The organism is Rhodoferax potami, from assembly GCF_032193805.1.
Taxonomy (GTDB): domain Bacteria; phylum Pseudomonadota; class Gammaproteobacteria; order Burkholderiales; family Burkholderiaceae_C; genus Allorhodoferax; species Allorhodoferax potami_A.
Genome location: NZ_JAVBIK010000001.1, coordinates 2,707,275 through 2,719,287 on the forward strand (window position 1 = coordinate 2,707,275; position 12,013 = coordinate 2,719,287).

The 12,013-nt window shown below is 59.3% G+C and carries 18 protein-coding genes; 16 read left to right on the top strand and 2 right to left on the bottom strand.

Annotation, left to right across the window (positions count from 1 at the left end; genetic code table 11):
* The first annotated feature begins 15 nt into the window (after positions 1–15).
* Together hisD and RAE19_RS13020 are read left to right on the top strand one after the other, a co-directional pair.
* Positions 16–1,332 (top strand): histidinol dehydrogenase, encoded by a 1,317-nt coding sequence (gene hisD, locus RAE19_RS13015; RefSeq protein ID WP_313875290.1) that lies wholly within the window; start codon positions 16–18, stop codon positions 1,330–1,332.
* A 29-nt stretch (positions 1,333–1,361) separates the two neighbouring features.
* The gene (locus RAE19_RS13020; protein WP_313875291.1) at positions 1,362–1,748 is read left to right on the top strand and encodes a hypothetical protein; all 387 of its coding nucleotides are present in this window, start codon (positions 1,362–1,364) and stop codon (positions 1,746–1,748) included.
* A gap of 326 nt (positions 1,749–2,074) precedes the next feature.
* Here RAE19_RS13020 and RAE19_RS13025 read toward each other — a convergent pair whose 3' ends face one another.
* Positions 2,075–2,413, bottom strand: coding sequence for a hypothetical protein (locus RAE19_RS13025; protein ID WP_313875292.1), 339 nt, complete (start codon positions 2,411–2,413; stop codon positions 2,075–2,077).
* Positions 2,414–2,704: 291 nt separating this feature from the next.
* On the opposite strand from RAE19_RS13025, the gene RAE19_RS13030 reads away from it, so the two are divergent.
* The 14 genes from RAE19_RS13030 (at position 2,705) to tatC (ending at position 10,630) form a co-directional block, all read left to right on the top strand.
* On the top strand, positions 2,705–2,929 hold the full coding sequence (locus RAE19_RS13030) for a CopG family transcriptional regulator (RefSeq protein ID WP_313875293.1): 225 nt from the start codon (positions 2,705–2,707) through the stop codon (positions 2,927–2,929).
* Positions 2,922–3,386 (top strand): PIN domain-containing protein, encoded by a 465-nt coding sequence (locus RAE19_RS13035; RefSeq protein ID WP_313875294.1) that lies wholly within the window; start codon positions 2,922–2,924, stop codon positions 3,384–3,386. Before RAE19_RS13030 ends, RAE19_RS13035 begins: the two co-directional genes overlap by 8 nt.
* A gap of 18 nt (positions 3,387–3,404) precedes the next feature.
* Positions 3,405–4,553, top strand: coding sequence for a histidinol-phosphate transaminase (hisC, locus tag RAE19_RS13040; protein WP_313875295.1), 1,149 nt, complete (start codon positions 3,405–3,407; stop codon positions 4,551–4,553).
* Positions 4,550–5,182: an imidazoleglycerol-phosphate dehydratase HisB gene (gene hisB, locus RAE19_RS13045; protein ID WP_430962537.1), complete on the top strand. Its 633-nt coding sequence runs from the start codon at positions 4,550–4,552 to the stop codon at positions 5,180–5,182. Before hisC ends, hisB begins: the two co-directional genes overlap by 4 nt.
* Positions 5,182–5,832 (top strand): imidazole glycerol phosphate synthase subunit HisH, encoded by a 651-nt coding sequence (gene hisH / locus RAE19_RS13050; RefSeq protein ID WP_313875296.1) that lies wholly within the window; start codon positions 5,182–5,184, stop codon positions 5,830–5,832. The genes hisB and hisH overlap by 1 nt, the downstream gene beginning before the upstream one ends.
* A gap of 67 nt (positions 5,833–5,899) precedes the next feature.
* A complete protein-coding gene (gene hisA, locus RAE19_RS13055; RefSeq protein WP_313875297.1) occupies positions 5,900–6,640 on the top strand; it encodes a 1-(5-phosphoribosyl)-5-[(5-phosphoribosylamino)methylideneamino]imidazole-4-carboxamide isomerase in 741 nt (246 codons plus the stop codon).
* Between the two features lie 3 nt (positions 6,641–6,643).
* The gene (hisF, locus tag RAE19_RS13060) at positions 6,644–7,423 is read left to right on the top strand and encodes an imidazole glycerol phosphate synthase subunit HisF (protein WP_313875298.1); all 780 of its coding nucleotides are present in this window, start codon (positions 6,644–6,646) and stop codon (positions 7,421–7,423) included.
* A gap of 71 nt (positions 7,424–7,494) precedes the next feature.
* Entirely contained in the window at positions 7,495–7,896 is a 402-nt protein-coding gene (gene hisI / locus RAE19_RS13065; protein ID WP_428984021.1) for a phosphoribosyl-AMP cyclohydrolase, read from the top strand.
* Between the two features lie 16 nt (positions 7,897–7,912).
* The gene (locus RAE19_RS13070; RefSeq protein ID WP_313875299.1) at positions 7,913–8,293 is read left to right on the top strand and encodes a phosphoribosyl-ATP diphosphatase; all 381 of its coding nucleotides are present in this window, start codon (positions 7,913–7,915) and stop codon (positions 8,291–8,293) included.
* Positions 8,294–8,304: 11 nt separating this feature from the next.
* Positions 8,305–8,706 (top strand): DUF4870 family protein, encoded by a 402-nt coding sequence (locus tag RAE19_RS13075; RefSeq protein ID WP_313875300.1) that lies wholly within the window; start codon positions 8,305–8,307, stop codon positions 8,704–8,706.
* Positions 8,703–9,080, top strand: a complete 378-nt coding sequence (locus RAE19_RS13080; protein WP_313875301.1) for a histidine triad nucleotide-binding protein — start codon at positions 8,703–8,705, stop codon at positions 9,078–9,080. Before RAE19_RS13075 ends, RAE19_RS13080 begins: the two co-directional genes overlap by 4 nt.
* Before the next feature lie 48 nt (positions 9,081–9,128).
* Positions 9,129–9,368: a Sec-independent protein translocase subunit TatA gene (gene tatA / locus RAE19_RS13085; RefSeq protein ID WP_313875302.1), complete on the top strand. Its 240-nt coding sequence runs from the start codon at positions 9,129–9,131 to the stop codon at positions 9,366–9,368.
* A gap of 11 nt (positions 9,369–9,379) precedes the next feature.
* Positions 9,380–9,823, top strand: a complete 444-nt coding sequence (gene tatB, locus RAE19_RS13090) for a Sec-independent protein translocase protein TatB (RefSeq protein ID WP_313875303.1) — start codon at positions 9,380–9,382, stop codon at positions 9,821–9,823.
* A 21-nt stretch (positions 9,824–9,844) separates the two neighbouring features.
* On the top strand, positions 9,845–10,630 hold the full coding sequence (gene tatC, locus RAE19_RS13095; RefSeq protein WP_313875304.1) for a twin-arginine translocase subunit TatC: 786 nt from the start codon (positions 9,845–9,847) through the stop codon (positions 10,628–10,630).
* Between the two features lie 52 nt (positions 10,631–10,682).
* On the opposite strand, the gene RAE19_RS13100 is transcribed toward tatC, so the two are convergent.
* Positions 10,683–11,825, bottom strand: coding sequence for a S1C family serine protease (locus RAE19_RS13100; RefSeq protein WP_313875305.1), 1,143 nt, complete (start codon positions 11,823–11,825; stop codon positions 10,683–10,685).
* Between the last annotated feature and the right edge of the window lie 188 nt (positions 11,826–12,013).

Sequence of the window (12,013 nt, forward strand, 5' to 3'; positions counted from 1 at the left end):
GGAAACCCATTTGCTATGACTTTTGTAGCTGCTCCTGCACGTTTATCAAGCGCTAGCGCCACTTTTGAGGCTGAATTCAAGGCGCGCCTGCATTGGTCTGCCGACACCGATGCCGCCATCGAGCAGCGCGTGGCCGACATCCTGGCCGATGTGCAGCAGCGTGGCGATGCGGCAGTGCTGGAGTACACCGCCCGTTTTGATGGCCTGAACGCCGCCGACATGAAGGCGCTGGAGCTGACCCAAGCCGAGCTCAAAGCCGCGTTCGACAGCATCCCTGCAGACCAGCGCGCTGCGCTGGAGGCAGCCGCGAAGCGGGTGCGCAGCTACCACGAAGCACAAAAGAAGGCCTCCGGCGAGAGCTGGAGCTACCGTGACGAAGACGGCACGCTTTTGGGCCAAAAGGTCACACCCTTGGACCGCGTGGGCATCTATGTGCCTGGCGGCAAAGCGGCTTACCCCAGTAGCGTGCTGATGAACGCCATCCCCGCGCACGTGGCCGGGGTCGGCGAAATCATCATGGTCGTTCCAACCCCTAAGGGTGAGAAAAATGCCTTGGTGCTGGCAGCCGCCTACGTGGCGGGCGTGACCCGCGCCTTCACCATCGGCGGCGCGCAAGCGGTGGCCGCCTTGGCTTACGGCACCGCCACCATCCCCGCCGTGCACAAAATCACCGGCCCGGGCAACGCCTACGTGGCCGCTGCCAAGCGCCGCGTGTTCGGCACCGTGGGCATCGACATGATTGCCGGCCCCAGCGAGATTCTGGTGCTGGCCGATGGCACCACGCCGCCAGACTGGGTGGCGATGGACTTGTTCAGCCAGGCCGAGCACGACGAGCTGGCGCAAAGCATCTTGCTGTGCCCGGATGCGGCCTACATCGATCAGGTGCAAGCCTCGATCAATCGATTGCTCAATGAAATGCCGCGCGCCGAGATCATCGCCAAAAGCCTCACCGGCCGCGGTGCGCTGATTCAGACCCGCAGCATGGAAGAGGCCTGCGAGATCAGCAACCGCATCGCGCCCGAGCACCTGGAAGTCTCCAGCAACGACCCGCACAAATGGGAACCCCTGCTCAAGCACGCCGGTGCCATCTTTTTGGGCGCTTATACGTCTGAGAGCCTGGGCGACTATTGCGCTGGACCCAACCATGTGCTGCCCACCAGCGGTACCGCGCGTTTCAGCAGCCCGCTGGGGGTGTACGACTTCCAGAAGCGCAGCAGCCTTATCGAGGTGAGCGAGCAGGGCGCCCAAGCATTGGGGCAGATTGCCTCGGTGCTGGCCCATGGCGAGGGCCTGCAAGCCCATGCACGTGCGGCGGAAATGCGATTGAAGTAAGAATGGGCGCATCAGGACGACCAAGCCCTATGCGCACCACACTTCATACCCCCCACACCTTTTCCACGCTGCGGCAAGCCGCTGCGTGCCTCGCACTGTGCCTTGCCGCGGCCTCTGCGGCTCACGCCATGACCATCCGCGAAATGCGGGCCCTCGAGAAGATCGAGAAACAAGGCAGCACCTATACCGACTACTACCTGGTCGGTGTCATGGAAGGCGCGCTCGAGGCCCACACCCAAGCGGTGCGCGCAGGTGCCAGCGCCAGCATCTGCCTCAACGGCCGCCGCCTGGAGCCCAGCATGGCCAAGAGCCTGTACACCACCGAGCTCAAGCGCAATGCCGACCTCTACGAGGCCGACATGCCGGTGCAGCTGGTGGTGGTGAATGCGCTGGGGACGGTTTATCCCTGTTTGTGAAGTGCGTGGCCTTGGCGCTGGAAACCCGAGGCCACTGTACTGATGATGAGAGGCTTGCGTCGGATTAGAGCGCCGCGCAACTGCATAGCGTCGCGTGGCCTACGATTGGCCAAACGGGTTCCCCCATACTGATAGAGGCCATTGACGCTCCCCGTACATTTGCAGCCACTTTTAGCGACTGGCGCTTCGGTTCCGCAGATTCCATGTCGGCGCCGACCACAACAGAGTCCACTTTAGATGCCGGACATTTGAGCAGCAGGCGCTTCCCCAACAGCCAAGACATCGAGCAGTTTCTTCCGTTTGTGAGGGAGTCCGTATAGGACAAGTCAGGCATGTGTGGTGTGCCATAAGCGCAGAATGAATGTGACTATGGCGAGAAGCAAGATGATGCCGAGCACAACTGCAGCGACCTTGCCTGGCGCACCCGGGTAATGTTCAAGGTACCGGCGGGCTTCGCCACCAAGTGTAGGGACCTCTCCTTTCGGTAAAGGAGGCAACGGGTACTTCTTCTCGAACCAAGCCATGCCCCCCATAAAAAGGATAAAGCAAGCTAGACCACCAGCTGTAGCTGCCGCCCCGTAGTTTCCTCGGATCGCCATGCCCACAGCAATCGCCAAAAACATGAATGAGGAAACAGCTATGAGTGCACGGGTGAAAAAACTCATGTTTAACGTAATGTGGCAGAGTCAGAGACTCCTGCAATGGAGTCCACCAAAATAGCATCTAGCGCAGGTGGAATATGCGCAGGCTGCTCACATAAAGATAGCGGAAACTCCGGTATTTTCGGGGCGCGCTTTTTCGTTTGAGTTGCCATCATCTCTCTATCCTCCCGTTATTTACTTTTGCCGCACTATAGCGCGGGGCTCTCGGGTGTTGCACCTTTTCCTTGATCGAATAATCGCCATAAATTTACACGAAATTCGTGTAACACGAATTTCGTGTAAACTGCCCTCAAGATGAAAAACGTCACCATCACCGTCGAAGACGCCACCCTGGAATGGGTGCGGATCGAGGCGGCCCGCCGCAATACCAGCGTGTCGCGCTTGGTAGGCGAGATGTTGACCGAAAAGATGCAACATGACGATGCCTACGCCCGCGCCCAGCGCGATTGGGTGGCGGATACCTCCAGCTTCAGCTCGGGTGGCAAGGCTTATCCGGCGCGGGACCTGAACAATGGCTAGCCCGCTCGACACATCTGGCGCCATCGTCTTTGTGGACACCAACGTGCTGTTGGCTGCTGACGATGCGTTTGACGCCGCCCGCCAAACCCGCGTCCGCGAATGGCTCCAAGCCTTGTGGCAACGCAGGGCAGGGCGCTTGAGTACGCAGGTGCTCAACGCCTATTACGTGGGTGCCACCCGCCACTTTGCCATGCCGCAGGGCGACGCACGCGCCAAGCTGCGCCGCTACCAGCTCTGGCAGCCTTGGCAGATCGACCACCAGACGGTGGAAACCGCCTGGGGCGTGGAAGCCCGCTTCGGCCTGCCGTATTGGGATGCGCTCATCGTTGCCGCTGCTGCGCAGAGCGGCGCAAGTCATGTGCTGTCGTTTGACTTGCAGCACGGCCAACAGATCGACGGCATCACCATCCTGAACCCTTTGCAAGCCACGCCTGCCGATCTGGCGCTGGCCGACTAGTTTTTTGAAAGCCCTTGCATGACAACCTCTGCCGACTTTGCTGCTGACGTACAGGCGCTGATTGCGCGCCGCATCCGCCAGGACGTGCAGGGCATGCATGCCTACGCGGTCCAGGACTCCAAAGGCATGGTCAAGCTCGATGCCATGGAGAACCCGTTTTCCCTGCCACCCCACCTGCAAGCCGAGTTGGGCCAACGCCTGGGCGCGCTGGCGCTTAACCGCTACCCCGACGGTCGGGTCAATGACTTGCGAACCGCCTTGGCGCAGTACGTGGGCATGCCTGCGGATCACGACATCATGCTGGGCAATGGCTCGGACGAGCTGATTTCGCTGCTCTCCATGGCCTGCGACGTACCCGCTCAGCCCGGCGAGGCCCGCCCCGTGGTGTTGGCACCCACACCCGGCTTTGTGATGTACGCCATGAGCGCCCAGCTGCAGGGGCTGGACTTTGTGGGCGTGCCGCTGACCGAAGACTTTGCCCTCGATGTGCCCGCCATGGTGCAGGCTATTGCCGAGAAGCAGCCCGCCATCGTGTACCTGGCCTACCCCAACAACCCCACTGCCAATCTCTGGGACGCCGACGCCATGGCCACCGTGATCGCTGCCGCCAAGCAGGCGGGCAGCATCGTGGCGGTGGACGAGGCCTACCAGCCGTTCTCCAGCCGCACCTACATGGATGTGATCCGCGCGAACCCCGCCGCCCACCCCCATGTGGTGCTGATGCGCACCCTGAGCAAGTTCGGCTTGGCCGGAGTGCGCTTGGGCTACATGACCGGCCCCGCCGCCCTAATCGCCCAGGTCGACAAAGTCCGTCCGCCGTACAACATCAGTGTGCTGAACTACGAGTGCGCCTTGTTCGCCCTCGAGCATCAAGATGCTTTTGCCGTGCAAGCCCAAGAGATATGTGCGCAGCGCGCTATTCTTTTAGGAGCGTTGCGCGCCGTGCCCGGCGTGAAGGCCTGGGATAGCGATGCCAACATGGTGCTGGTGCGCTTCCCCGGCGCGGACGATGCTGCCCAAAAAATATTCGACGGTTTGAAGGCGCGCGGGGTGCTGGTCAAGAACGTTTCTAAAATGCACCCATTGCTGGCCCGCTGTTTGCGTTTGACCGTCGGCACCGCCGAAGAAAACGCCCGACTGATTCAGGCCTTGCAGGAAACCTTATGAGCACCAATTACCCGATCACCGAAGTCCCCGCCTCCATGCCCGCGCGCATTGCCGAAGTGTCCCGCAACACTGCGGAAACCAAGATCCGCGTGCGCGTGAACCTGGACGGCACGGGTGTGAGCCGCCTGTCCACGGGCATCGGCTTTTTCGACCACATGCTCGACCAGATCGCCCGCCACGGACTGATTGACCTCGACATTGAAGCCGAAGGCGACTTGCATATTGATGGGCACCACACGGTAGAAGACGTGGGCATTACCCTGGGCCAGGCCTTTGCCAAGGCTGTTGGCGACAAGAAAGGCATCCGCCGTTATGGCCACGCTTATGTGCCGCTGGACGAAGCCCTGAGCCGCGTCGTGATCGACTTTTCAGGCCGCCCGCAGTTGGAAATGCATGTGCCCTTCAAGAGCGGCATGATCGGCGCGTTTGACACCCAGCTCACGCACGAGTTCTTCCAAGGCTTTGTGAACCACGCCTCGGTGACCCTGCACATTGACAACCTCAAGGGTGAAAACTCCCACCACCAGGCCGAGACCGTGTTCAAGGCCTTTGCCCGTGCATTGCGCTCCGCATTGGAGTTCGATCCGCGCGCATTGGGTGTGATTCCCTCCACCAAAGGTTCGCTCTGATGAAAAAGGTCGCTGTCGTTGACTACGGCATGGGCAATTTGCGCTCCGTCACGCAGGCGGTGATGCATGTGGCTAAGGGCACCGGTGTCGAGGTTGTCTGGGCCCGCACCCCGCAAGAAGTGATGGACGCCGAGCGCGTGGTCTTGCCTGGTCAAGGCGGAATGCGCGATTGCATGCGCGAGCTGCACGAGTCCAGCATGTTCGACGCCGTGATGCACGCAGCGGCGCACAAGCCACTGATGGGCGTCTGCGTGGGCATGCAGATGCTGCTGGACCACTCGGCAGAGCTGGACACGCCGTGCCTGGGTTTGATTCCTGGTGAGGTGGTCAAGTTTGACCTCGCCGGCCAAACACAACCTGATGGCAGCCGTTACAAAGTGCCCCAGATGGGCTGGAACCAGGTCTGGCAAACCGGGGAAAGCCGGCATCCGGTGTGGGGTGGGGTGCCGGATGGCGCCTACTTCTACTTTGTGCACAGTTATTACGCACAACCGTCGGATGCACGCCACAGCGTGGGCGAGACCGACTACGGCCAGCGCTTCTCTTGCGCCATTGCGCGCGATAATATTTTTGCGACGCAATTCCACCCTGAGAAGAGCGCCGAACACGGTTTAGCCCTGTATCGCAATTTCCTGCACTGGAACCCTTGAATCTTTATCCTTGCCGCACTCCTGCATTTGGCAAAGCGACCTCTTTTTCCTCCAACCCTGAAGCACCATGCTTTTAATTCCTGCAATTGACCTCAAAGACGGCCACTGCGTTCGCCTCAAACAAGGCGATATGGACCAATCCACCACCTTTGGCGAAGACCCCGCGGTCATGGCCCGAAGCTGGGTCGACAAGGGCGCGCGCCGCCTGCATCTCGTAGATTTGAACGGCGCGTTTGCGGGCCATCCCAAGAACGAGGTGGCCATTCGCAAGATATTGAAGGAAGTGGGCGGCGAGATTGATGTGCAGCTGGGTGGCGGTATCCGCGATCTGGACACCATCGAGCGTTATCTGGATGCGGGCTTGCGCTACGTCATCATCGGTACAGCAGCGGTTAAGAACCCCGGCTTTTTGCAGGATGCTTGCACCGCGTTCGGCGGCCACATCATCGTGGGCCTGGACGCCCGCGACGGCAAAGTGGCCACCGACGGCTGGAGCAAGCTCACCCGCCACGACGTGATCGACCTCGGCAAAAAGTTTGAAGACTACGGCGTCGAAGGCATCATTTACACCGACATCGGCCGCGACGGCATGCTGTCCGGCATCAACATCGACGCCACCGTCAAGCTCGCACAAGCGCTCACGATCCCTGTTATCGCCTCTGGCGGCCTGTCCAACATGGCTGACATCGAAGCCCTGTGCGCTGTGGAAGACGAAGGCGTGGAAGGTGTGATCTGCGGCCGCGCCATTTATAGCGGCGACCTCGACTTTGAAAAAGCGCAGCTCCGCGCCGACGAGTTGAACGGCTAAGCAGTGTTAGCCAAGAGAATTATTCCTTGCTTGGACGTGACCGGCGGTCGCGTAGTCAAAGGCGTGAACTTTGTCGAACTGCGTGACGCCGGGGACCCGGTAGAAATTGCTGCGCGCTACAACGACCAGGGTGCTGACGAACTCACGTTTCTCGATATCACCGCTACTAGTGATGGGCGGGATTTGATTCTTCACATCATCGAGGCGGTGGCTTCGCAAGTGTTCATTCCGCTCACCGTGGGTGGCGGTGTGCGGGTGGTCGAGGACGTGCGCCGCTTGCTGAACGCAGGCGCCGACAAGGTGAGTTTCAACTCGGCGGCCTTGGCCAATCCGCAGGTGATTGAAGACGCATCGCTCAAATACGGCTCACAGGCGATTGTGGTGGCGATTGATGCCAAGCGCCGGTCCGCCGAAGACGCAGCCACCCGCGGCGCGGGCTGGGATGTGTACAGCCACGGCGGCCGTAAAAACACGGGGCTGGATGCAGTGGTATGGGCCACCGAGATGGCGCGCCGCGGTGCCGGCGAGATCTTGCTCACCAGCATGGACCGTGATGGCACCAAGAGTGGGTTTGATTTGGCCCTGACCCGCGCGGTGGCCGATGCGATCAGCGTGCCGGTGATTGCCAGTGGCGGCGTGGGCAACCTCGACCACTTGGCAGATGGCGTGCAGCAGGGCGGCGCCGATGCGGTGTTGGCAGCCAGCATCTTCCATTACGGCGAATACACGGTGGGCCAAGCGAAAGCGCGTATGGCGGAGCGGGGTATCCCGGTCAGAATTTAAGCCTTTTAGAGCACTGGCGCCCAATAATGCTGCGCGAGCAGCTATCAAAAAAATAGCAAATGGAATCTCAAATGACCCCCCCAGTGAGCTGGATCAAGCACATCCGTTGGGACTCCAAAGGCTTGGTCCCTGTCATTGCGCAAGAGCAAACCACGGGTGATGTGCTGATGTTTGCCTGGATGAACCGGGAGGCGCTGCAAAAAACCGTGGAGCTCGGTCAGGCGGTGTATTTCAGCCGTTCGCGCGACAAGCTCTGGTTCAAAGGCGAAGAGTCCGGCCATGTGCAGAAAGTCCATGAGATCCGCATGGACTGTGACAGTGACGTTATCTTGCTCAAAGTGACCCAGCTGGGCCATGAGCCCGGTATCGCTTGCCACACCGGGCGCCACAGCTGTTTCTTCAGTGTGCTGAAGGACGGTGTCTGGCAAGCGGTTGACCCGGTGCTCAAAGACCCTGAATCCATTTACAAGTAAAGCGCGTATTCACACCATGCAGGACACACTCACTTCTCAAGATGCGCTGGCCCATTTGGCAGCTGTCATCGAAAGTCGCAAAGCGGCCAACGGGGGCGACCCCGAGGCGAGCTATGTGGCGCGCCTGCTGCACAAAGGCCCTGACGCCTTTCTGAAGAAAATCGGCGAGGAGGCCACGGAAGTGGTGCTGGCCGCCAAAGACGCGGACCACGGCGGCGACAAGACAAAGATCGTTTACGAGATGGCTGACCTGTGGTTCCACAGCATGGTGGCGCTGGCCCATTACGGCCTGAGCCCCGCAGATGTCATCACCGAGTTGCAGCGTCGCTTGGGCACGAGTGGTCTGGAAGAAAAAGCCCTGCGCAAAGCGGTGGCGCGCGAAGCCGAGTCCAAATAAGGAGCCGCGCAATGAGCCAAGACTTCACCACTCCCGCTTCCTCAGGCCAAGCCCTGTTGCTCAAGCTGCAGGGGCTGAACACGGTGGGTACCATCAGCTATGTACTTCACCTCATCGTGGCGGTAGCGGCCTTGATTCCCGGCGCGCAGGTTGGCTTGACGCTGTTGCTGGTGGCCCTGATCATCGATTTGGTCAAGCGTGATGACGCAGCCGGTACTTGGCATGCTTCGCATTTCCGCTGGCGTATCCGCTCGGTGTTGTTTGCCGGGTTGGCGTATTTGCTGACTTCCCCTCTGTTTCTGCTCTTCTATATTCCGGGCGCTGTGGCCTGGGCTGTCACATCACTGTGGTTTCTCTACCGTATCGTGACGGGCTTTATGGCAATGAATAAAGGTCAGGAGATCGGTGCATGAGCGAGCACACCCATCACGCCCACGATGCGAATTGCATTTTTTGCAAGATCGTGGCCAAGCAGATTCCATCCAAGGCGGTGTATGAAGATGAGCATGTCTATGCCTTCCACGACATCAATCCTTGGGCGCCGGTGCATTTTTTGCTGATACCCAAGGCGCATATTCCCAGCATGGCGCACATCACTGCAGAGCATGGCACCCTGATGGCCCACATGATGGCCCTGGTGCCGCAGTTGGCTTTGAAGGAGGGATGCAACCCTTACCCCGAAGGAGGCTACCGTTTGGTTACCAATACCGGGTCAGAGGGTGGGCAGGAAGTCCATCATTTACATTTTCACATCATGGGTGGTTCTCGCCCCTGGCTGAAAGGTTAGTCGCTTCAAGTGGGCGACTAGAATTCAATTTATTGTTAGGAGTACATCATGGGTTCATTTTCTATTTGGCACTGGTTGATCGTTCTGCTGATCGTCGTCATGGTGTTCGGCACCAAGAAACTCAAGAACATCGGCTCTGACTTGGGCGGTGCGGTCAAAGGTTTCAAAGATGGCATGAAAGACGGCACTGCACCGGCTGCCGACGACAAGTCTGCTGCTCCTGCACAACAAGTGGCCAATGCCGCTGAGAAAACCACGATCGACGTGGAAGCCAAGCAAAAGTCCTGAGCTGAATCTGCGTGATTGATCTCGGAATTTCCAAAATGGCGCTGATCGGCGCGGTGGCGTTGATCGTCATCGGGCCTGAAAAGCTGCCCCGGGTTGCTCGCACAGTGGGTGCCTTGCTTGGCAAGGCGCAACGCTATGTGTCGGATGTGAAGGCTGAGGTCAACCGGTCGATGGACCTGGACGAGTTGAAGAAAATGCGCGAAACCGTAGAAGGTGCCGCGCGTGACGTAGAAAACTCCATCCAGACATCCGCCTCCGACTTTGAGAAGTCGTGGTCCGAGGTTGCTGATGCAGCGCTGGCGCCCGAGCCACCGAGCTACAAACATCCCAACAAAAACTGGCGTTTGAAGCAAGGTGCCATGCCGCAGTGGTACAAGGCCCGCAACGGGGTGCGTACCCGTGCTTTGTCGGGTGCTGCACGTGTAGCCCGGTTCCGTCCTCCCCGCGCCCGCTGAGCGGCGCTCAACACTCTACTCATGTCTACTGAAAATCAACCGCAAGACGAGCTTGCCGGCACAGAGCAACCCTTCGTCCAGCATTTGATGGAGTTGCGCGATCGCTTGGTCAAAGCTGCCATTGCGGTGGGTATCGCCATGGCGGTGTTGGCTTTGTACCCGGGGCCGGCCGCACTATATGACTTTTTGGCCCAACCGTTGATTGCCTCTCTGCCTGAGGGCGGCAAGCTGATTGCCACCTCGGTGATTTCGCCCTTCTTGGTGCCGCTCAAGATCATGCTGATGACCGCATTCTTGATTGCGCTTCCGGTGGTTCTTTGGCAGTTGTGGGCTTTTGTGGCGCCGGGCCTCTACAGCCACGAGAAGAAGCTGGTGCTCCCTTTGGTGGTTTCGAGCACAGTGCTGTTTTTTGTCGGCGTGGCGTTTTGTTACTTCTTTGTTTTTGGGCAGGTGTTCAAGTTCATCCAAAGCTTCGCACCCAAGAGCATTGCCGCGACTCCAGACATTGAGGCCTATTTGGACTTTGTCCTGTCCATGTTCTTGGCCTTCGGCTTGGCGTTTGAGGTGCCCATCGTGGTGGTCGTGCTGGCGCGTATGGGGATCGTGTCCATAGAAAAGCTCAAGGCTTTCCGCAGCTACTTCATCGTGCTCGCGTTCGTGATCGCTGCGATCGTGACTCCGCCGGATGTGGTGTCTCAGCTTGCGTTAGCGATCCCGATGTGTATCTTGTATGAAATCGGTATCTGGGCTGCGCAGATATTTATCAAGCACACCCAAGCCCCTGCGGAAGAGTCAAAGTCCGCCTGAGTCGGACACCGCTTTTAGATCCAGCCCCCGCCTTTGTGCGGGGGTTTTGCTTTCAGCGCTTGACCGCCTTGGGCTTGGGCCGTACGCCAGGGGTGAGCTTCAGGTTTACCTGAGCTTCTTTGCGCTGAACCACAAAAGCAGATTCGATACCGGGCTTGAGCGATGACACCAGAGCCAGCAACTGGGTGACATCTCGAACGGGCGTCCCGCCTATGCTTACGATCACATCACCCGGGCGGATGCCCGCTTGAGCGGCAGGCCCGTTTTGCAGCACGCCAGTGATGATGACACCCTCTTGGGCCTTCACATCAAAGGTTTCAGCCAGCTCGGGAGAGAGGTCGTTGGGTTCCACACCGATCCAGCCACGGGTAACTTTGCCGTCTTTCACAATGTCTTCGAGCACTTGCTTGGCGGTCGTCACCGGTATGGCAAAACCGATGCCCATGCTGCCACCCGAGCGGGAGTAGATGGCGGTGTTGATGCCCAGCAAGTTGCCGTTGGTATCCACCAAGGCGCCGCCCGAGTTGCCAGGGTTGATCGCTGCATCGGTTTGGATAAAGTTTTCAAAGGTGTTGATGCCCAACTGGTTGCGCCCCAGTGCGCTCACAATCCCGCTGGTCACCGTCTGCCCGACGCCAAACGGGTTGCCGATGGCCAAAACCTGGTCGCCTACACGCAGGGCATCTGCATTGCCCAGCACGATGGTGGGCAACTTGTCTAGCTCGACTTTCAGTACTGCGAGGTCGCTATCGGGATCCGTGCCAATGACTTTGGCGACGGATTTGCGCCCGTCGTTGAGGACGACTTCGATCTCGTCTGCCTCTTCGATCACATGGTTGTTGGTGAGGATGTAGCCTTGCGGGCTGACAATCACGCCGCTACCCAAGCCGCCCTGAGGCTCATCGCTCTGGTCGCCGTAGAAGAACTTGAACCACGGGTCATCAGCATTGGGGTGCTGCGCCGCTGCTTTGCTGGTGGCGATGCTGACTACTGCGGACGAAGCCACTTGCGCTGCCATTCGCAAGCTGCCGGGAGGAATTTCCCCCGCTGGCGGAGCCGGTGACTCAAACATCGAGATGACACCGCGACTGCTGGTGCCGGCGCTGATCCACTGGGGTTTTAACGTCGCAACTACAAAATACGAAGCCAGCAATACGGTGCACGTTTGAGAGAACAGCAACCAAAGTCTTTTCATGAAATCACTCTGCAAAGGGCACACACCAGCGGGCGCCACGTGCAAATTGTAGGCTGCTAAGCTGTGTGCTGCTGCACGGACTATGACCGATTCTTACCGCACCATTCTCATCGAGCCGGACGCGCCTCTCAAACCGAATTGGGGGGCTGCGTGCAATGGTTGCGGCGTTTGCTGCTTGGCGGAGCCGT